At 69.4% G+C, this 19,988-nt stretch carries 17 protein-coding genes; 6 read left to right on the top strand and 11 right to left on the bottom strand.

Translation table 11 applies throughout. From position 1 onward, the window contains the following. Positions 1 to 70: 70 nt before the first annotated feature. The 6 genes from AC57B8_RS06305 to fhuF all read right to left on the bottom strand — a co-directional run bounded on the left by AC57B8_RS06305 (position 71) and on the right by fhuF (position 7,752). The gene (locus AC57B8_RS06305) at positions 71 to 2,518 is read right to left on the bottom strand and encodes a TonB-dependent siderophore receptor (RefSeq protein WP_496478987.1); all 2,448 of its coding nucleotides are present in this window, start codon (positions 2,516 to 2,518) and stop codon (positions 71 to 73) included. A gap of 205 nt (positions 2,519 to 2,723) precedes the next feature. Then, on the bottom strand, positions 2,724 to 3,752 hold the full coding sequence (locus AC57B8_RS06300) for a FecR family protein (protein WP_496478986.1): 1,029 nt from the start codon (positions 3,750 to 3,752) through the stop codon (positions 2,724 to 2,726). Next, positions 3,749 to 4,327, bottom strand: coding sequence for an RNA polymerase sigma factor (locus AC57B8_RS06295; RefSeq protein ID WP_159275880.1), 579 nt, complete (start codon positions 4,325 to 4,327; stop codon positions 3,749 to 3,751). The genes AC57B8_RS06300 and AC57B8_RS06295 overlap by 4 nt, the downstream gene beginning before the upstream one ends. 160 nt (positions 4,328 to 4,487) lie before the next feature. Next, on the bottom strand, positions 4,488 to 5,807 hold the full coding sequence (locus AC57B8_RS06290) for a lysine N(6)-hydroxylase/L-ornithine N(5)-oxygenase family protein (RefSeq protein ID WP_070062440.1): 1,320 nt from the start codon (positions 5,805 to 5,807) through the stop codon (positions 4,488 to 4,490). Next, the gene (locus AC57B8_RS06285) at positions 5,794 to 6,900 is read right to left on the bottom strand and encodes a GNAT family N-acetyltransferase (RefSeq protein WP_496478985.1); all 1,107 of its coding nucleotides are present in this window, start codon (positions 6,898 to 6,900) and stop codon (positions 5,794 to 5,796) included. The genes AC57B8_RS06290 and AC57B8_RS06285 overlap by 14 nt, the downstream gene beginning before the upstream one ends. A 66-nt stretch (positions 6,901 to 6,966) precedes the next feature. After that, positions 6,967 to 7,752 (bottom strand): siderophore-iron reductase FhuF, encoded by a 786-nt coding sequence (gene fhuF / locus AC57B8_RS06280; protein WP_496478984.1) that lies wholly within the window; start codon positions 7,750 to 7,752, stop codon positions 6,967 to 6,969. Between the two features lie 162 nt (positions 7,753 to 7,914). On the opposite strand from fhuF, the gene AC57B8_RS06275 reads away from it, so the two are divergent. The 3 genes from AC57B8_RS06275 (at position 7,915) to AC57B8_RS06265 (ending at position 11,238) form a co-directional block, all read left to right on the top strand. Beyond that, on the top strand, positions 7,915 to 8,148 hold the full coding sequence (locus AC57B8_RS06275; RefSeq protein WP_070062443.1) for a hypothetical protein: 234 nt from the start codon (positions 7,915 to 7,917) through the stop codon (positions 8,146 to 8,148). A gap of 85 nt (positions 8,149 to 8,233) precedes the next feature. Next, complete coding sequence (locus AC57B8_RS06270) at positions 8,234 to 9,913, top strand: cyclic peptide export ABC transporter (RefSeq protein WP_487848198.1); 1,680 nt, start codon at positions 8,234 to 8,236, stop codon at positions 9,911 to 9,913. A gap of 74 nt (positions 9,914 to 9,987) precedes the next feature. After that, the gene (locus AC57B8_RS06265) at positions 9,988 to 11,238 is read left to right on the top strand and encodes a glutamate carboxypeptidase (RefSeq protein WP_447746383.1); all 1,251 of its coding nucleotides are present in this window, start codon (positions 9,988 to 9,990) and stop codon (positions 11,236 to 11,238) included. Positions 11,239 to 11,255: 17 nt separating this feature from the next. Here the strand turns inward: AC57B8_RS06265 and AC57B8_RS06260 are convergent, their stop codons facing one another. The 3 genes from AC57B8_RS06260 to AC57B8_RS06250 are packed head-to-tail and all read right to left on the bottom strand — an operon-like array spanning position 11,256 to position 13,666. Next, on the bottom strand, positions 11,256 to 11,960 hold the full coding sequence (locus AC57B8_RS06260) for a glutathione S-transferase N-terminal domain-containing protein (protein WP_495264083.1): 705 nt from the start codon (positions 11,958 to 11,960) through the stop codon (positions 11,256 to 11,258). Positions 11,961 to 12,015: 55 nt separating this feature from the next. Further along, positions 12,016 to 12,978, bottom strand: coding sequence for a TIGR03571 family LLM class oxidoreductase (locus AC57B8_RS06255; protein ID WP_496478983.1), 963 nt, complete (start codon positions 12,976 to 12,978; stop codon positions 12,016 to 12,018). Between the two features lie 7 nt (positions 12,979 to 12,985). After that, on the bottom strand, positions 12,986 to 13,666 hold the full coding sequence (locus AC57B8_RS06250; RefSeq protein WP_496478982.1) for a TetR/AcrR family transcriptional regulator: 681 nt from the start codon (positions 13,664 to 13,666) through the stop codon (positions 12,986 to 12,988). 202 nt (positions 13,667 to 13,868) lie between these two features. Between AC57B8_RS06250 and AC57B8_RS06245 the strand changes: the two genes are divergently transcribed. Genes AC57B8_RS06245 through AC57B8_RS06235 form a run of 3 tightly spaced genes read left to right on the top strand, consistent with a single transcriptional unit; the run spans position 13,869 to position 17,379 of the window. Beyond that, positions 13,869 to 14,672, top strand: a complete 804-nt coding sequence (locus tag AC57B8_RS06245) for an SDR family NAD(P)-dependent oxidoreductase (RefSeq protein WP_369629680.1) — start codon at positions 13,869 to 13,871, stop codon at positions 14,670 to 14,672. A 23-nt stretch (positions 14,673 to 14,695) separates the two neighbouring features. Continuing rightward, a complete protein-coding gene (locus AC57B8_RS06240) occupies positions 14,696 to 15,829 on the top strand; it encodes a DUF5938 domain-containing protein (RefSeq protein WP_062469831.1) in 1,134 nt (377 codons plus the stop codon). Positions 15,830 to 15,834: 5 nt separating this feature from the next. Next, on the top strand, positions 15,835 to 17,379 hold the full coding sequence (locus AC57B8_RS06235) for an acyl-CoA synthetase (RefSeq protein ID WP_496478981.1): 1,545 nt from the start codon (positions 15,835 to 15,837) through the stop codon (positions 17,377 to 17,379). Positions 17,380 to 17,386: 7 nt separating this feature from the next. On the opposite strand, the gene AC57B8_RS06230 is transcribed toward AC57B8_RS06235, so the two are convergent. Next, positions 17,387 to 18,994, bottom strand: a complete 1,608-nt coding sequence (locus AC57B8_RS06230; protein ID WP_496478980.1) for a class I adenylate-forming enzyme family protein — start codon at positions 18,992 to 18,994, stop codon at positions 17,387 to 17,389. Between the two features lie 115 nt (positions 18,995 to 19,109). Beyond that, on the bottom strand, positions 19,110 to 19,958 hold the full coding sequence (locus tag AC57B8_RS06225; RefSeq protein ID WP_496478979.1) for a hypothetical protein: 849 nt from the start codon (positions 19,956 to 19,958) through the stop codon (positions 19,110 to 19,112). Between the last annotated feature and the right edge of the window lie 30 nt (positions 19,959 to 19,988).

Genomic DNA, 19,988 nt, shown 5'->3' with positions numbered 1-19,988 from the left:
CCCGGAAGCCGGGTCGTGCGTCAAGGGCACCTTCTGCCGGTGCCGCCCTATTTCAGTTCGTTGGTGCGTGTCAGAGCTTGTAGCTGAGCTTCAGCCAGGCGTTGCGCGGGTTGCCTTGCGTGTAGCCGTTGTAGGCGCCCAGGCCGTTGTAGTAGCGCTTGTCGCCGAGGTTCTCGATGTGCAGCGAGGCGCTCAGGCGGTTGTTGATGTCGTAGCGCGCCATCAGGCCGAACAGCGTCAGGCCGCCTTGCGAGGCACGGCCCAGTTCGTTGAACTCGTCGTAGTAGATGCCGCTCTGGTAGCTCACGCTGCCGCCGATGGTGAGCTTGCTCCACTCGCCCGGCAGGCGGTAGCTGGTGGCCACCCGGAACAGGCGGCGCGGGTACTGCGGGTTCAGCAGCACGCCGTCGGCATCGCGCTTGGCGTGGTAGGTGTAGCCCGCGAGCATCTGCAGGCCCGGCAGCACCTCGCCGGCGGCGGTGAGCTCGAAGCCCTTGCTCTTGGCGCCCTGCACCGCGCGGTACGGAATGCCGCCGTCGGGCAGCAGCGAGCCGGCGCCGGTGTCGATCACGGCCAGGTTGGTCTCGCGCGTCTTGAAGATCGCGGCGCTGGTGTTGAGCTTGCCGCCGAAGTGCTCGCCCTTCAGGCCCAGCTCGATGTTCTTGCCGCGCTGCGGCGCGATGAGCGAGTTGTTGCGGTCGCGCACCGTGTTGGGCTGGAAGATGTCGGTGTAGCTGCCGTACAGCGAGAGTTCCTTGCTCACGTCGAACACCACGCCCAGGTAGGGCGTGACCACGCCGTTCTCGCGCATCGAACTCACGCCGGTGCGCCGCCAGGTGGTCCAGTCGAGCGTGGACGCATCGGACTTGTACCAGGTGCCGCGCGCGCCGACGATGAGCGACAGCGGCTCGGCCAGCTTCAGGCGGGTCGAGGCGTAGATGGCTTTCTCGGTGGTGTTCAGCGGCGCCGTGTACAGCGGGTACGAGAAGGAGGTCGGCTCGGGGAAGCTCTGCAGCTGGTAGAAGTTCAGCGGCCGGCGGTCGATCATGCGCGGCACGGCGCCACGCGTGTACACGGTGGCGTCGTAGGTGTTGTAGCTCATGCCCACCACGGCCTCGTGCGTCTGGCCGAAGGCCTCGAACGGGCCCTTCAGGTGCACGTCGAGGGCCTTGTTGGCGCCTTCGGCGGGGTTCTCGCGGATGTCGATGGTGGAGGCGCCGGTGCGCGCGTTGATCGCGCGGTAGATGCTCAGGTCACCCGAGGCACGCTCGCGCTTGCTCTTGAGGTAGCTTGCGTCCACCTTCAGCTGCCAGCCCGCGCCCAGGCGCTGGTCGAGGTTGGCGAACAGCTTGTCGCTGTACATGTCCCAGTAGCTCCACGGGGCGCTGGAGTTGAATGAGCGCGGCAGGTTGGTGCGCTGGCCGTTGCTGAAGAACAGCGGGCTCTGGCCGTAGTTGGCGCCGTCGATGGCGGTCTTCTGGTGCTCGAATCCCACCGACAGGCGCGAGCCCGCCGCGAGGTCGACTTCGAGAATGCCGTACAGCGCGTCTTCGCTGCGCTTCTTGTTCTCGATGAAGCTCTTGCCGTCGGTGCGCGAGGCCATGAAGCGGCCGCGCACGGTGCCGTCGGCGTTGAGGGGGCCGCCCACGTCGATCTCTGCGTTGTAGCGGCTCCAGCTGCCGATGCCGCCCGAGATGTGACCGGCGAATTCGGAGGTCGGGCGCTTGCGCACGAGGTTGATGGCGCCGCCAGGCGAGCCCACGCCGTTGAGCAGGCCGGCCGCGCCGCGGATCACCTCGACGCGGTCGTAGAAGGCGGTGCTGATCATGCTCGACTCGCCGGCCACGCTGTTGAAGCCCAGCGTGGGCACGCCGTCGATCATGGTGCTCAGGGCGAAGCCGCGCGAGGAGAAGGTCACGCGCTCGTCGTTGCGGTCGGCCACGATGCCGGGCGTCTGGCGCAGCACGTCTTCGAGGGTGACGAGGTTCTGGTCGTCGATCTGCTGGCGGCCGATGACGCTGACCGACTGCGGCGTTTCGCGCAGCGACAGGTCCATGCGCGTCGCACCGGCGGCGGCGCGCGTGGTGTACGAGCCCGTGCCTTCGGTGGTGCCGTCGGTGGCGGCCTGCGCGGCCACGGTCACGGCCGGCAGCGTGGAAGCGCCGGCCGTAGATTGGCGCTGGATGGTGACGCGCGTGGGGCCGTTGCGCACGGCCACGAGGCCGCTGCCGGCCAGCAGGCGGTCGAGCGCCTGCTGGAAGCTCAGGCGGCCCGACACGGCCGGTGCGGCCAGGCCCGAGACAACGTCACCGGCGGCGAGCACCTGCACGCCGGTCTGGCGCGACAGCTCGTTGAGCGCGGCGCCCAGCGGCTGGGCGGGGACGTTGATGTCGCGTGCCTGTGCAGCGGGCTGGTCGGCGCCCTGGGCGGCGGAAAGGCCGCTCCAGCTGGCAAGGGCGGTTCCGAAGGCGGCGGCAAGCGCGGCGCTCAGGAGTCGGTGGCGAGGCGAGAAACGCATGGGTGAAGGCTCCAGACAAATAAATCGGTGCGGCATGAAACGGGGGCGCGCCGCAGCCGTCGATCGGATGCGGGGTGCTTCTGGATGTAAGACGTTTGAACTCGAAAAAGAGAGACAGGCCCGTGACAAGGCATCGGCCGCCGCGTCGATGCGGGGCTAAAAACGAGCGGAAAGAGGGAGCGGCGCGCCGGCGGGCACGCCCGGGTCAGCGCGCCTGCAGGCGCACGCTGCCGTCGGGCCGGGCCACCGCCACCAGCGGCAGGATGGCCGGCAGCGCGTCGAGCAGGCCGGCCGAGTCGTTGGTGCGAAAGCGCCCCGAGAGCCGCATCGCGTCGATGCGGGCGTCGGCGCCGACGATGGGCGCGCTGCGGTAGCTGTTGACCGCGGCCAGCGCGTCGCCCAGCGGCGTGTTGTCGAACACCAGCCAGCCGTCGCGCCAGGCCGAGAGGGCGGCGGTGTCGGCCTGGCGCACCGGGTCGGCGTGGCCGTCGCGCACCTCGAGCATGTCGCCGGCGCGCAGGTCGACCACTTCGCCGCTGCGTTCGGTGCCGGCGTGGCGCAGCACCTGCACGCGCACATGGCCGTGCTCGACGCCCACGGTGATCGGGCCGCCGCGGTCGCGCACGGTGAAGGCGGTGCCGACCACTTCGATGATCGCCTCGCGCGTGCGCACCACGAAGGGCCGCTCGGCGTCGGGGGCGACGTCGAAGCGGACCTCGCCGCGCGCCATGTCGATCATGCGGCGGCGGCGGTAGAGCGTGACGTCGACGGCGCTCTGGGGCGCGAGGTCGAGGCGGCTGCCGGCCGAGGCATCGGCGGCATCGGCCAGCGTGACCTTGAGCATCCGCGCGTTCGGCGTGCGATACGCGGCCTGGAACAACGGCTGCTGCCAGTACCACTGCACGCCGCGCCCGGCGACCACGCCGGCGCCGAGCAGCCCGGCGACCGACAGCAGCATCTTGCGGCGCGAGGGGTTGCGCGGGGCCGGTGCGGGCACGGGCTCGTCGAAGTGCGCGCGCAGGTCGTCGGCCATGCCGCCCAGGGCGTTCCAGCGCTCGCGCGCCTCGCGCACGGCGGCGGCGTGTTCGGGCGAGCGCGTGCGCCACTGGTCGAGCGCGAGCCGGGCGCTGTTGGCGGCCGGGCTCGGCGGCGCGATCTCGTCCTCGACGATGAGCGCGAGCGCGCGTTCGATCAGCCGTTCACGCGGAACGACCGCTGTGGCCGCACGGCTCATGAAAAGTCTTCGGCCAGTGCGGTGTCGAAACCGGCGTGGCTGTTCACCGCCTGCGGCTCGATCAGTTCCTGGCGCAGCTCGGCGAACACGCGCGAGCAGTCGATGGTGGCGCGCAGCAGGTGCTTGGCAACCGCCATCTCGGTGATGCCCAGGCGCTGCGCGATCTCGGCGCGCGAATGGCCGTAGGCGCGGAACAGCAGGAACACCTCGCGCCGGCGCGGCGGCAGCTGCTCCATGGTTTCCACCACGCGGCGCAGCACGCGGTGCTGGGCCACGACGTATTCGGACGAGGGGGCCGTGAGGTGCGTGCCCACGACGGCATGCGAGACGGCCCACTCCTGCGCCACCTTGCGGTGGCGCGCTTCGTCGATGCACAGGTTGCGCGCCACGCGGAACAGCAGGGCGCGCGGCGACTCGATGGCGGCGCCGTCACGCAGGCCGAGGGTGTGCGTGTACACGCGCTCGAAGCTGGACTGCGCGATGTCGGCCGCATGGTGCGGGTCGCGCAGGTCGCGCGTGAGCTGCCGGCGCAAGTCCGCGTAGTGAGACACAAGTTCCTGGACGAGGTCGCGCATCCGGTCGCCTTCTCGCAAGCATCGACAAAGGACCCCTGGGCCGATGGCTGGTGCGCGCCGGTGAAGAGGAGGCGAGGGCGCTGGCTTCGGTGACCCCGGGGATGGGGTGAATAAGAACTATTCTTATTGAGTGTAGCACCGAAGCCTTGCGTTTCCGTGGCTAGACCACTGGCGCGGCGTGGGCGGGGCGCTCCGCGGCGGGGGCCTGCGGCGCCTGCGCCGTGTGCCGCGGCGTGGCGTTCAGCAGCGCCTGCCCGATCTCGTCGGAGCGGATGGCGGTGACCGACAGCAGCGTGTCGCTCAGGCCGTGGCTGGTCTCGCAGGCGCCCTGCAGGAAGATGCCCGGGCGCAGCGCCGGCGTGCCCTGCACGCGGTAGTCGCGGTCGACCGAGAAATCGCCCAGGTAGGGCGCCAGCGGTGCCAGCAGCGTGCGGTGCGCGTCGCGCGCGTAGCCGGTGGCGAGCACCACGGCGTCGTAGGCCTTGTCGTGGCGCGCGCCGGTGTTCAGGTCGTGCAGCGACAGGTGGATGCCGTCCTGCGCGGCGCGCACGGCCGACACCTCGTGCCGCCGCAGGAAGCTGTGGCGCGTCGAGCCGGCCACGCGCTGGCGGTAGAACACGTTGAAGATCTGCTGGATCAGCTCCAGGTCGGGCGCGGCGTAGTTGGTGTGCCAGAACTCCTCGAGCAGCTCGGCGCGCTCGTTCACCGAGCGGTTGAACACGAAGTCGGTGAAGTCGGTGTTGAAGATCTCGTTCACGAACGGGCTGTCGTCCGAGGGCTTGATGGAGCGCGCCCGCATGATCAGGTCGACCTGCGGCTTCGCCGGGTGCGACTGCAGGTCCATGAAGATCTCGGCCGCGCTCTGGCCCGCGCCCACGATGGCGATGCGGTCGGCGCCGGGGTGGCGGGCAATGGCCTCCAGGTAGGTGCTCGAATGGAACACGCGGCCGTCGTCGCGCAGCGGCTGGAAGCGCGCCGGGATGTTCGCCACGCCGCCCACGCTCACCACCAGGTTGCGCGCCAGGCGCTCGCGCACCGCGCCGTTGGCGTCGCGCGAACGCACGCGCAGCAGCGAGACCTCGTTGCCCTTCATCTCGGGCACCACCTCGAACACGGCCTCGCCGTAGGCGCAGCGGTCTTCGAACTGCGCCGCGGCCCAGCCCAGGTAGTCGTTGAACTCGTGGCGGCTCGGGAAGAAGGTCTTGAGGTTGATGAAGTCCTGCAGGCGCTGCTTTTCGTGCAGGTAGTTCAGGAAGGTGAAGCGGCTGGACGGATTGCGCAGCGTGGCCAGGTCCTTCAGGAACGAGATCTGCATGTGCGCGTTGTCCAGCAGCATGTTGCGGTGCCAGACGAAGCCCGGCTGCTTCTCGATGAACAGCGCATCGACGAAGTGGCCCTTCTGGCGCTTCTCGTCGAGCGCGATGGCCAGCGCGATGTTGGACGGGCCGAAGCCGACGCCGATCAGGTCATGGATTTGCATGGATGTCCTCCAGGGATGGCTCGTGTCGACGAGCCGGGGCCGGCGAAGCGGCGGTGGGGTCGGCGCGCGGAATCCACAGCGCCTCGCCGAAGAAACGCTCGCGCCACAGCACGCCCAGCAGGGCGCGCTTGTGCGGAAAGTCGAACTCCTTCACATGGGCGTAGCCGCAGCGGCCCAGGCTCCGGATCATTTTTTCGTTGTCGGCGCGCGGCTCGATCACCAGGCGCTGCGTGCGCGGGTCGTCCAGGAACAGGTAGTGCGACACCGACGGCATCCAGGCCGTGAGAAAGGGCTTGCCGCGAAAGCGCGCCTCGCCCACCAGCGCATGCCAGCCGCGGTCGTGGTCGGCCGCGTCGTAGAAGGGCGCGATGCGGTCTTCCTTGGCCCAGTAGGCCTCGAAGTAGCCAAAAGGCTCGCCGTCGAAGCGGCCGACGAGGCCGGTCACGCGCGGGTCGGCCGCGATGCCTTCCAGGTACTGGCGGTGGCGCGCGAGGTCGCCTTCCTCTTCCCAGAAATGGGCGACCACGGGGTCGTTCATCCAACGGTGGAAGGCGGGCAGGTCGCGTTCGATGTCGACCGTGTCGAGCGTGAGCGTCTTACCCAGCCACGGGATGTGGCGGCGGTACACCGTGCCCTGCGGCTTGGCGGGGCGCAGCGGATGGCGCTTGCCCTGCGTGACGACGAAGCGCTGCGCGAAGGGCTCGCGCGGCTGCGGCAGCCAGGCGCGCGGCCATTGCCAGAAGGCCTCGCGCGCGACCGTGGGCAGCGCGCCCTCGGCCGGCGTGACGATGCCCGCGTCCACCAGCCGCGTGCCGGTCGGCAGCGGCGACTGCAGCGCGAGCTGCCGCGCGGCTGGGTGGCGCTGGAAGGCCGCCTCGATCGCCGCCAGCAGGTGCGCTTCGTCAGGCTCGCCCGCGCAGGCGCCCAGCCATTCGAGACGCGGCGTGCCGGGCTGCGCGCGCAGGGCCCAGGTGCTGCCGTGGCGGTCGCCGTCGAGCGGCGTGACCTTGAGCGCGGTGCCTTCCAGCCGGACGTCCAGCACCCGGCCTTCGGGATGCGCGTGAAAGCGCCATGCAGTGTCGTGGGCGGTCAAGCAAAACCTCCGGGGTGTGGTCGATGTGTGGGATGCAGAAGGAAGACGCGGGCTGCGGCCGGATGTTTAGTCGGCGGTGCTTGCGCAGCGCTCCCGTTCGAACTCGGGCGAGAGCGGGCACGCGCCGCAGTAGCCCAGCCGCGGCACGAGGTAGTAGAGGCAGCACTGGCGGTGCAGCGTGACGGGCGGCGCGCTGCGGTCGGCCACGCGCACGCCGCGGCGCGCGGGCATGAACATCGGGTTGTCGCGCGCCTCGCCGCCCGGTTGCGGCCAGGTCGGGCGGTGCAGCAGGTGCTCGAGGTCGGCGGCCACGGCGGGCACCTGGCCGCTCATGCGCAGGCCTTCTTCCAGCACCGGCTCGAGGTAGCGCACGGCGTTGCCCCAGAGGATCTTGGGCGCCAGCCGCGTGAGCTGCGTCAGCCGCGCGAAGAGGGGCGCCAGGTGCGTCCACAGCAGCACGTCGTAGCGCGCCGCCGTGTCGGTGCCGGGGCGCGGCGTGCCGAGCTCGACGATGTGGAAGCACTCCGGGTCGCCGTCTTCGTCATCGAGCGACACCCAGACCTGCTCGGGCGTGACGGGAAAACCGTGCTGCAGCAGGCTCGCCGCGGCGGCCACGGGCGGCAGCAGCGCGTGCAGGTAGTTCATGCTCCAGGCGGAGGCGACCGCGCGCAGGTCGCGCTCCGGCATGTTCAGCGTGCGCGCCTTCAGGCGCAGCAGCGCCAGCAGGCGCGGCGGGTCGGCCAGCAGATCGGCCACGCGCACGGCGTCGGGCGGCGGGTGCGGGGCGCAGGCCAGCGTTTCGCCGTAGGGCGCCCACTCGCCCTGGAAGATCGGCGCGAGCAGCGGGATCACGGGGCGGGGCCGAAGGTGGCGTGAAGAAGAAGGCGCACAGGCATGCAGCAGAAGACGCGCCGGCGGGCCGGAAATTTAGTCCGCGCAGGCCCCGCGCCTAAACAGCCTGCCCCACGGAGCGTCTACTCACTCATCGACAGCAGTGCAGGCGTGCGAATCCCCATGAGCTTCCCGAGACACCGTCCCTCCGATCCGGCCTTCAGCATGGCCTGGCGGCTTTTTCGCGAGCTGCACGACGCACCGTCGCCCGAGCGCGCCGAGCAGCTCGTGGCCTGGCTCGGCCAGGACCCGAGCCACGTGCGCGCGCTCGACGAGGCCCTGACGCTGTGGGCGCTGGCCGGCGCCTCGGTGGTGGAGGCCGCGCGCGAGGCGGGGGCGCAGCCGCTGCTGCAATAGGCACCGCGCCTTCCTGCTAAACAAGCAGGCCCGCCGAACGTCATTGCAGGGAGCCCGTCTCCCTTTGCAACGAACCGTCCGCCGCATGAACCTCACACCCGCCAGCGCCCCCGCGTCCGAACTCGTCCGGCTGTTGCGGCCCTACTTCCCGTGGATCGCGCTGTCGACCGTGACCGGCATCGGCGCGGGCATCGCGACCGTCGCGCTGCTGGCGACCATCAACCAGGTGCTGCATCGCCCCGGCGGCCTGGCCGGCGGGCTGCTGCTGACCTTCATCGGCCTGTGCGTGGTGGCGCTGGTCGGGCGCGCCACCTCCGACATGTCGAACAACGTGGTCGGCCAGCGGCTCGTGGCGCAAGTGCGCAAGAGCCTGGCGCTGAAGATCCTCGCGGCGCCGATCGATGCGCTCGAGCGTTACCGCATGCACCGCCTGATGCCCGTGCTCACGCAGGACGTCGACATGATCAGCGACGTGGCCTTCATGCTGGCCTCGACCATGATCGCGCTGGCTGTTTCCCTTGGTTGCCTGGGTTACCTGGCGTGGCTTTCGCCGCCGCTGTTCGGCCTGCTGCTGGGGGCGCTGCTCGTGGGCATCACCGTGCAGAGCCTGGCGCATGCGCGTGGCATCTCGGGTTTCTTCAAGGCGCGCGAGCAGGAGGAGGCGCTGCACAAGGCCTACCGCGGCATCAGCGAAGGCGCGAAGGAGCTGCGCATGCACCGCGCGCGCCGCGCCAAGGTGTACGAGCAGCAGGTGGCGCACACGGTGGAACGCATCCACGACATCAACCGGCGTGCCATCAACATCTTCGTGCTCGCCTCGTCCTTCGGTTCGGCGCTGTTCTTCCTGCTGATTGCACTCATCCTCGGCTGGGCCGCGTTCCGCGACACCGCGCCCGTCGTGCTCAGCGGCTTCGTGCTGGTGCTTCTGTTTCTGAAAGGGCCGCTCGATCAGGTGGTGGCGGCCCTGCCGCACCTGGGGCGCGCGAAGGTGGCCTTCGAGCGCATCGGTGACCTGTCGGCCCGCTTCGCCACGCCCGAACCGCACCTGGACCTGCACGCACCGCCCGCCACGCCCGTGCTGCACGACGCCATCGAGCTGCGCGGCGCGCGCTATGCGTTCCCGGCGGTGGAGGGCGCGGAGCCCTTCGTGCTCGGCCCGGTGGATTTGCGCATCGGGCGGCGCGAGATCGTCTTCGTCGTCGGCGACAACGGCTCGGGAAAGACCACGCTCATCAAGCTGCTGTTGGGCCTGTACGCGCCGGTGGATGGCGAGCTGCTGCTCGACGGCAAGGCCGTGACGCCGCAGACGCGCGACGACTACCGCCAGCTCTTCACCACCGTGTTCTCCGACTTCTACCTGTTCGAAGACCTCGTGGCCGGTGAAGAGGGCGGCCACCAGGCGCTGCCCGAAACCGCCTTGCCCTACCTGCAACGGCTGGAGATCGCGCACAAGGTGTCGGTGAAAGACGGCGCCTTCAGCACCACCGACCTGTCGACCGGCCAACGCAAGCGGCTGGCGCTGGTGCATGCGTACCTCGAAGGCCGGCCGGTGCTGGTGTTCGACGAATGGGCCGCCGACCAGGACCCGGCCTTTCGCCATCTGTTCTACACCGAGCTGCTGCCCGAGCTGCGCGCCAAGGGGCACTCGCTGGTCGTCATCTCGCACGACGACCGCTACTTTCATGTGGCCGACCGCATCGTCCACATGAAGGCCGGGCGCATCGCGCAAGCCACGGAGGCGCCGGCGCCGAGCCTCGCGGCTTGACCCGTTCGCGAAGCGGGTGCTAGTGTGGGGTTCGCTTCGAACGAACCTCCACAACAGAAAGAACAGGCTTCCTCATGCACCTTCGCTCCACCCCGCGTTCATGGACGCGCGCCGCCTGCCAGGGCGCCGTTCTGGCCAGTGCCTTGCTCGCCGCCAGCGCCATGGCCCAGAAGCCGCACCAGGGCGTGCTCGACGCCGCCACGCAGCAAAAGGACGAGACGCTGCAGCTGCTGGAGCGCATGGTCAACATCGATTCGGGCTCGACCAACACCGAGGGCCTGGCCAAGGTGCGCGAGATGGTGGCGGACGAACTGCGCAAGCTCGACGCGCGCATCGAGAGCTTTCCCGCCGAGCCGCACCCGGGCACCAACCTGGTCGCGACGCTGACCGGCCAGGGCAAGAAGAAGATCCTCATCCTGGCCCACATCGACACCGTGTTCAAGGACGGCACGGCCGCGGCCAAGCCCTTCTACATCAAGGACGGCCGCGCCTACGGCCCCGGCGTGATGGACAACAAGGGCGGCGTCGTGGCCGGCCTGCAGGCGCTGAAGATCCTGCAGAAGATCGGTTTCAAGGACTACGGCCAGATCACCTTCCTGATCGACACCAACGAAGAGACCGGCTCGGTCGGCACCAGCGCGCTCATCGAGCGCGTGGCCAAGCAGCACGACGTCGCGCTGAACCTCGAGCCGGGCCGTCCGGCCGACGGCCTCGTGGTCGAGCGCAAGGGCTCGGCCACGGCGCTCATCGAGGTGAAGGGGCTCGCGTCGCACGCGGGCGTCGCGCCCGAGGCGGGCCGCAACGCCGCGATGGAGGTCGCGCACCAGGTCCTGCAACTGTCGAAGGTGGCCGATGCGGCCAAGAAGACCACGGTCAACTTCACGGTGCTCACGGCCAACGGACCGACCAACGTGATCCCCGCGTCGGCCAGCGCCAAGGGCGACGTGCGCGCCGCCACGCCCGAGGAGCTCGACCGCGTCGAGAAAGACCTCACGCGCATCGCGCAGAACAAGCTCATCCCCGAGACCGAGGTGCGCGTGCGCCTCGTGCGCGGCCTACCGCCGATGCCGCGCTCGCCCGCGTCGGACAAGCTGGTGCGCATGGCCGAGGGCATCTACGGCGAGATCGGCAAGAAGCTCACCATCGAGAGCAGCGGCGGGGCCGCCGACGCCAGCCTCGTGGCCGGTGTCGGCGTGCCCGTGCTCGACGGCTTCGGCATAGTGGGTGGCGGTATCCACACGCCCGAGGAATACGCCGAGGTCGAGAGCGTGGTGCCGCGGCTTTATCTGCTGTCGCGGATGCTCATGGACCTGAGCGCGAACTAGGGTCTGTTGCCGGGGCCTCAGCCCCGCTTTGGAATGCCCAGGCCCTTCACCACCGCCGGCCGCGCCACAAAGGCCTCAAGCACGCGCGCGACGTTCTTGAACTCGCTGAAGCCCACGAGGTCGCCGGCCTCGTAGAAGCCGATCAGGTTGCGCACCCACGGGAAGGTGGCGATGTCGGCGATGGTGTACGTGTCACCCATGATCCAGGCGCGGTTGGCGAGGTGCTTGTCGAGCACGCCGAGCAGGCGCTTCGACTCGGCCACGTAGCGGTCGCGCGGGCGCTTGTCTTCGTAGTCCTTGCCGGCGAACTTGTTGAAGAAGCCGAGCTGGCCGAACATCGGGCCGATGCCGCCCATCTGGAACATCACCCACTGGATGGTCTCGTAGCGGGCCGCCGCATCCTTCGGGATGAACTGGCCGGTCTTTTCTGCGATGTACAGCAGGATGGCGCCCGATTCGAACAGCGCCAGCGGCTGGCCGCCCGGGCCGTTGGGGTCGAGGATGGCGGGGATCTTGTTGTTCGGGTTGAGCGACAGGAACTCCGGCGACATCTGGTCCTGGGTCTCGAAGCTCACGAGGTGCGGCTCGTAGGGCAGGCCGGTTTCCTCCAGCAGGATCGACACCTTCACGCCGTTGGGTGTGGGCAGCGAGTACAGCTGCAGGCGCTCGGGGTGCTGCGCGGGCCATTTCTTCGTGATGGGGAAGTGCGAGAGATCGGTCATGGGGAAAGTCCTTGGAAGGAAGGTCGGCAACGGCGAGCGCCGGATTCTGCACGGGTCAGGCTGGCGGTGTGCGCGCATGGCCTTGCAGGCGCGGCAGCACCTCGCGGCCGAGCTCGTCGACCACGTCCTGCGCGGGCCGCCGGCTGCTGCGCGCGAAGTTCAGCAGCACGTGCGCGACGCCGGCGTCTTCCATGCGGTCGAGGTAGTCGACGAGCGCGTGGCGTCCCGTGCGCAGGCCGAGTTCGATGGGTTCGGCGGGCGCGTCGGCATCGTCCAGCAGGTCGAGCTGCAACGATTGAATGAAGGGCTTGGCTTCGCCGCCCGCGCGTTCGCGCAGCGCGGTCTGCCACAGGCCGATGCGGCCCTGCTGGCGCGCTTCGTCGCGGTGGTAGGTGGCCCAGCCGTCGGCGTGGGCGGCGGTCCATTGCAGCGACTGGCGCGCCGAGCCCACCACCAGCATGCCGATGCGCGCGGCGGGTGCCGCCATGAGGTCGTGGCCGCCGGTGGCTTCGTGCAGCGCAGCGCGCTCGTGCGCATCGGGCGAGAGCGCCGAGCGCACCAGGTTCCAGCGTTCGCGGAAGACGTCGCCGCGCAGCGCGATGTCCTGCTGGAAGATGGCGAACTCGGCTTCGCGGTCGCCCGAGCCCAGCCCGAGGATGAAGCGGTCGTTCGACAGGCGGTTGAGCGAGAGCGCGGCCTTGGCCACGTGCAGCGGATGGCGCAGCGGCAGCACGGCGGCGGCGGTGCCGAGCGCGATGCGCTGCGTGGCGGCGGCCAGCGCGGTGAGCCAGATGAAGGGCTCGTCGAGCACCGCGGTCTCTTCGCCCTGCGGCAGCATCACGGGCACGTCGCGCGTCCACAGCGCGGCAAAGCCGAGCGTGTCGGCCAGCCGGGCCAGTTGCAGTTCGGACGCGGGGTCGGCCATCGCGCCGTGCGGGCGCGCCAGCGGCGTCATCAGGCCCAGGGTGAGGCGCCCGGCGAGCAGCGTCTGCCGGTAGGCGGTGTTGAACGGCGCCATGGCGGCGTCAGGCGCGCCGCTTGCGGGAGGCCGGCGCGGTGGTTGCGGCGGGGGCGGTGAACAGCCGCTCGATCGACTGCCGCACGTCGGCCTGCATGTCGGCGATGGCCTTGGTGTCGCCCGAGAGGTGCTTGAGCAGCGCCTGCAGGAACAGCCCGTCGAAGAGGGCGTAGCAGGCCGAGGGCGGCAGGCCGGGGGCTTGCCCCGAGAGTTCGGCGAAGCGGCTCATGATGCGCCAGATCATGTCTTCGAGGCTCTTGTCGATCTGCACCACGTCGTCGTGGAAGGCCGCTTCGAACAGCGCCTGCGAACGCAGGTCGTACCAGAGCCGGTGCACGTGGCCTTCGCCCAGCAGCGTGTCGCCCAGGCTCTGCAGGAAGCCTTCCATGAGCTCGTCATACGTCGTGGCGGTGTCGACCGCGTGGTCGTAGCGCGTGACGCAGCGCGCCTTGTACTGCTTGACGCTGCAGACGATGAGGTCGACCTTGTCGCTGAAGTAGTAGTGCAGCACGCCATGCGAGAACTCGGAGTTCTGCGCAATTTCGCGCAGGCTGGTGCGCGCGTAGCCGAGCGTGGCCAGCGTGGTGAGGGCGGCTTCGCCGAGCTCGGCGCGGCGCTGCTCGAACTTGTCGGCCGGCGCCTTCTGCACCCGTCCGGTGTGCTTCTTTACCCGTGAATGAGTGGTCATTTCTAGCCAGGCCGCAGAGTGCCGGCCGCTGTGTTTCCTGGTGATTGCAAACCATAGCACGCGGCGTGGGAAATCCCTCGTACGTGCATTCCAGAGGCATTTTACGAAATTTGGGCAGTCGTCAAAAAAATTCTTGACACTCGTCAAGTCGATTCCTAGCATGGCCGCTCCATCTCATACACATATCCACAGGAGACAAGTGATGGCCAAGTTCGACTTGACGGGGCGCAAGGCCCTGGTGACAGGGGGTGCGCGCGGCATCGGCGCGGGCATCGCCCAGGCGTTGGCGCAGGCGGGTGCGTCGGTGATGATCGGCGACGTGCTCGCCGACCTGGGCAAGGAGACCGCGCAGCGGCTTTCCGCAGAGGGAGCGAAGGTGGGCTTCGTCCCGCTCGACGTCACGAAGGACGGCGACTGGGCCTCTGCCACCGAAGCCACGGTGAAGGCCCTCGGCGGCTTCGACATCCTGGTCAACAACGCCGGCATCGAGATCACCTCGCTGGTGGTCGACGTCGACGGCGACGACCTGCGCCGCATGCTCGACGTGAACGTGGCCGGCACGCTGCTGGGCATGAAGCACGCCTTTCGCGCCATGCGCCCCGGCGGCAGCGCGGGCGGCGGCGGGGCGGTGGTCAACATCGCGTCGGTCGCGGCCACCATCGCCTTTCCCGCCATCGCCGGCTACTCGGCGACCAAGTCGGCGGTCGACCGCGCCACGCGCGTGGCGGCCATGGAGTCCGGCAAGCTGGGCTACGGCGTGCGCGTCAACTGCATCTACCCCGGCCTCGTGCCCACCGACATGGGCATGAAGCTCGCCAACGACATCGTGGCCGCGGGGCTCGCGCCCAGCGTCGAGGCCGCCGTGGGCGATGTCATCGGCCAGACGCCGCTGGGCCGCCTCGGCGAGATCGGCGACATGGCCGACGTGGTGGTCTTCCTCTGCTCCGACGCCGCCCGGTTCATCACCGGCGCGGGCCTCGCGGTGGACGGCGGCATGGGCATGTGAGCGATCAACAAGGAGCAAGAAACATGAGCAGCAAGAAGAAACCCGTCATCGTCTACGGCGCCTCCGGCTACACCGGGCGCCTGGTCTGCGAGTACCTGCGCGAGTACCACATCCCCTTCATCGCAGCAGGCCGCAGCGCAGAGAAGCTCGAAGCGGCGATGAAGTCGAACGTGCCCGGCATCGAGACCGCCGACTACGAAGTGGTCGAGGTCGCGCACACGGTTGAAGCGCTCACCGAGCTCTTCACCGGCGCCTCGGTCGTGCTCAACACGGTGGGGCCGTTCGCCAAGTTCGGTCCCGAGGTGGTCGATGCCTGCCTGGCCGCCGGCTGCCACTACACCGACACCACCGGCGAACAAGACTGGCTCATCACGCTCGACCAGAAGTACGGCGCCAAGTTCGCCGCTGCAGGCCTGCTGCTGTCGCCCGGCCTGGCGCAGATGTACACCACCGGCGAAATCGCGGCGCAGCTGTGCCTGGAAACGCCCGGCCTGGACACGCTCGACATCGCCGTGTTCTGGGGCGGCAGCCCGACCATCGCGTCGACGCAGACCATCCTGGTGAACGCGGCCACGTCCAAGGCCTTCTACCTGGAGCAGAACCAGTACGTCGAATGGCAGCCCGACGCGGGCCTGTACCACCTGTCGATTCCCGGCCAGCATGAAGCCGCGCTGGCATTGCCCTGGGGCGGCACCTCGCACCCGGTGTGGTTCAAGCGCGACCCGCGCGTGGCCAACGTGAAGGTGCTCGGCGGCGTCTTCAACAAGCCGCTGATGCTGGGCGTGCCGCAGATCGTGGCCGCCGCGCTCAAGGCCACCGAAGGCATGAACGACGAAGACCGCTATGCCGCGCTGGCCCAGACGGCCGCGGGCGTGATGAACACCATGCCGCCGCGCGAGAACCCGCGCATCAACAAGTCGGTCGATTCGGTGCATGCCTCCGGTCCGCTGGGGCGTGCGCATTGCGTGATCTTCGGCAACTGCAACTACAAGCAGACCGGCCTGCTGCAAGCCTATGCCGCGGCCTCGCTGCTGCAGCAGGCGCCGCGCCGCGCCGGCTTTGCCTCGGGCTGCCAGGCCTTCGGGCACCGCGAGCTGCTGGGGGCGCTGCGCAGCTTCGGGCTGGTGCAGGAACCCGTGCTCACGCGGATGGGCTGACGCGCATGCGCCTCGTCGACTACCTCGACAAAGGCGCCCAGCAGGGCGCCGATTCGCCGTGCCTCACCATGGGCGACGCCGACCTGAGCTACGGCCAGGTGCAACGCATCAGCTGGCGCGTGGCACGCGGCCTGCAGCGCGCGGGCATCCAGCCCGGGGACAAGGTGGCGGTGCTCTCGAGCAACGACGCCCTGGCCTTCGCCACGGTGTTCGGCATCTCGCGCGCCGGTGGCGTGTGGTGCCCGATCAACCCGCGCAACGAAGCCAGCGAGAACGCCTTCGTGCTCGATGCCTTCGATTGCGCCTGCCTCGTGTTCCACAGCAACTACGGGCCCATGGTCGAGCAGATGCGCGCGCAGCTGCCTAAACTGAAGGCGCTGGTGTGCCTCGACCAGCGGCAGGCCTTCGCGCCCGCCATGGACGAATGGCTCGACGGGCTGGACGATGCGCCGATCGACATCGCGCCGCCCGACGACGTGGCCATGATCGCCGGCACCGGCGGCACCACCGGCCAGCCCAAGGGCGTGATGCTCTCGGGCGGCAACCTGGAGGCCATGTCGGCGCTGACCCTCATGGGCTACCCGTTCGAGGGCCGGCCCGTGTACCTGGCGCTCGCGCCGCTCACGCATGCGGCCGGCGTGCTGTGCCTGCCGGTGATGGCGCTGGGCGGGCGCGTGGTCATCATGCCCAAGCCCGACCTGAGCGAGTTCCTTTCGCTCATCGAGCGCCGGCGCGTCACCCACACCTTCCTGCCGCCGACGCTCATCTACATGCTGCTGCAGCATCCGGAGCTGGCGCAGACGAAGCGCGATTCGCTGCAGTGCTTCTGGTACGGCGCCGCACCCATGTCGGCCGCGCGGCTCGAAGAAGCGCTCGACAAGATCGGCCTCGTCATGGCGCAGCTCTTCGGCCAGACCGAGGCGCCGATGATGGTCTCGATGATGCCGCCGCGCGACCACTTCAACGCCGACGGTTCGGTGGCGCGCCAGCGCCTGGCCTCGGCGGGGCGGCCCGGTCCGCTGGTGCAGGTCGGCATCATGAACGGCGAGGGCGCCTTGCTGCCCACGGGCGAGAGCGGCGAGATCGTGGTGCGCGGCTCGCTCGTGATGCGCGGCTACTACAAGGACCCGAAGGCCACGCAGGAGGCCTCGCGCCACGGCTGGCATCACACGGGCGACATCGGCTACCTCGACGGCGACGGCTTCCTGTACATCGTCGACCGCGCCAAGGACATGATCATCTCGGGCGGCTTCAACGTCTACTCGGCCGAGGTGGAGCAGGTGCTGATGCAACACCCCGACGTGCAGGACAGCGCCGTCGTCGGCCTGCCCGACGAGAAGTGGGGCGAGCGCGTGGTGGCCGTGCTGCAGCTGCATGCGGGCCGCAGCGTCGATGCCGAGGCGATCAAGATCTTCGTCAAGTCGCGCATCGGCAGCGTGAAGGCGCCCAAGCAGGTCGAGGTGTGGGCCGACCTGCCGCGCTCCAAGGTCGGCAAGGTGCTCAAGAAGGAAGTGCGCGCGTCGCTGTTGCAGAAACTGCAGTCGCCCTGATGCGGATTCAGTCGCGCTGGTAGTGCCCCTGGTGGGCCTGGCGCAGCTCGAACTTCTGGATCTTGCCTGTCGAGGTCATCGGCAGCGCGGGCAGGAAGACGATGTCCTTGGGCACCTCGAAGCCTCCGAGATGTTCCTTGCAGTGCGCCGTGAGCGTGGCCTCCGAGAACTCCGCCGGCGCATCGGGCCGGCGTGTGACGAAGGCCGTGATGGCCTCGCCCCAGCGCTCGTGCGGCAGGCCGACCACTGCCGCGTTCAGCACGGCCGGGTGGCGCAGCAGCACCTCCTCGACCTTGAGCGAAGGCACGTTCTCGCCGCCCGACTTGACCATGTCCTTGAGCCGATCGAGAAAGATCAGCTGCCCGTCGTCGTCCAGCTTGCCCAGGTCGCCCGAGTGGTGCCAGCCGAAGCGCTGCGCATGCGCCGTGGCCTGCGGGTCCTTGTAGTAGCCGAGCATCACGTTCGGTCCGCGAAAGACGATCTCGCCGACCTGGTTCGGCGCGAGCAGCTCGCCCTCGTCGCCCATCACCGCGACCTCGTTCACCAGCGTGCCCACGCCCCAGTACGAGCCGAAGCGCTCGCGCTGCTGGTGCGTCTCGAAGATGGTGGCGCCGGGGTACATCTCGGTCTGCCCCGAGGCCAGTGCGAAGTTCGGGCACAGCGCATCGAGCAGGCGCAGCAGCAGCGTGCGCGACATCGGCGCCATCGCATACACGCACAGTCGCAGGCTCGACAGGTCGCGCGACTCGCGCTGCGGGTGGGCCAGCAGCGCGCCGTACATCATGGGCAGCCCGACCGTCACGGTGATCCTGTGGCGCTCGATGGCGGCGAGCATCGCGCCGGGGTCGAAGCCGCGCAGGATGACGTTCGTGCCGCCCACCGCGAGCGCCGACATCAGCACCGTGTGCTGCCCGCAGTGAAACAGCGGCAGCACGTTGCTCCACACGTCGTGGTGCGCGGGGCCGCCACCCCATTCGAGCATGTTGCTCTGGAGCACCGAGTGCACCGAGGCGTGCGAGTGCATCACGCCCTTCTGCCGGCCGGTGGTGCCGCTGGTGTACATGATGAGCGCGAGCTGGTTGGTGTCGATGGCCACGTCGGGCAGCGTGGCGGGGCCCTGCGCGATGGCCTGCGCCACGGTGGGCACGCCGGGCGGCGGCGTGTCGCCGTCGAGCACGCACAGCAGCGGCGAGACACCCGCCGTGTCCAGCAGCTGGCGCAGCTCGGGGCGCGCGTGCAGCGCGGTGTCGATCACCAGGTGCCGCGCTTCGGCGTGTTCGAGGATGTAGCCGATGGCATCGACCGCCAGTGCCGTGTTGATCGGCACCCACACGAGCCCGGCCTTCTGGATGCCGAGCAGCGCGACCACCATCTCGATCGAGTTGTTGCACAGCATAGCCACGCGCTCGCCGCTGGCCAGGCCCAGGCCCAGCAGGTGGTGCGCAAAGCGGTTCGATGCGGCGTCGAGCTCGCTGTAGCTCATGCGGTGCTCGCCTTCGATGAGCGCGGTGCGCGCGCCGAAGCGCCGCGCGCTGCGGTGGATCACGTCGCCCAGCGCGATGCGGGCGATGCGTTGGAAGGAGGAGGGCGTGGGCTCGGTACGGGCGGCGGGCATGAGGGCGTGTCTCCGGTCGTTGGGGGTGTTCGATCGGAGCGCAGACTAAGACCGGCACCGCCTGCCGGTCTTGCGAAGAGTGGCTATGCAGCGCCGGCCGCCCGGCGGGGCCGCGTCAGAAGCGGGCCTTGAGGAAGGCCGAGGGCCCCTGCAGCCGCACCTTCAGGCGCGAATCGGCGAAGCCGCCCTCGCGCGTGAGGTCGATGTTGGTCACGCCATACGACAGCACCAGGCCCACGTTCTTCACCGGGAACCACTCCACGCCGGCTGCGGCGTTGTAGATGTTGCCGTGGAAGCGGCCGCTGCTTTTCCACACGCCCGAGGCATCGGCGAACAACCGGAGGTCGGGCGTGATCGCGTGGCGCACGCCGACCTCGAGCAGGGGCGCGATGGCGTTGTCGCTCGAGCGCTCGCTGACCGAGCGAACCTGTCCGTTCACGCCGACCAGCGCGCTGGCACCGAGCGTCGCGCGGTAGTAGGCCGCGCCGGCGCCCAGGCCGAAGACGGTGTTGCCCGAACCGAGCCACCACTTGTAGGCGAGCTTGGCGAAGTCGAGCTGGGCCGAGAGGTTCGCGTTGCCGATGGCACTCAGCGAGCCGAAGCTGCCGAACGAGGTGTTGCCCGCCACCTGTCCTTCGTAGTCGCGCTTGTAGCGGTAGTAGTCGAAAGACAGGCCCTGGCTGTCGCCGATCAGCACGTCGGCCGAGATGCGCGGCATGGTCACGCGGCCCGGCTTGAGCTCGTTCGAGCGCAGCACGCCATAGGGCGTTTCGACCGAGGCGCTGAACTTGGGATCGGCACTGAAGGCCCCCACCGAGAAGCTGAAACGGTCCAGCGCCGGGGAGGGCTCGGCCGCGGCAAAGGGCGCGAAGCAAAGAAGGCAGAGGGCGCCGGTTCCGGCCAGGGCGCCCAGGGCGCCGAATCTCGCGGTCCGGTCGAACGGACGCGAACGAAGCAACAGCATGAAAGAAATCCTTCGGGTGAAAGATGCCTC

The organism is Variovorax sp. BGA-UO-ETr-C22 (assembly GCF_059567965.1).
Note: the sequence above shows the minus strand (reverse complement) of the source record. Positions and strands in the feature narration are given on the sequence as shown.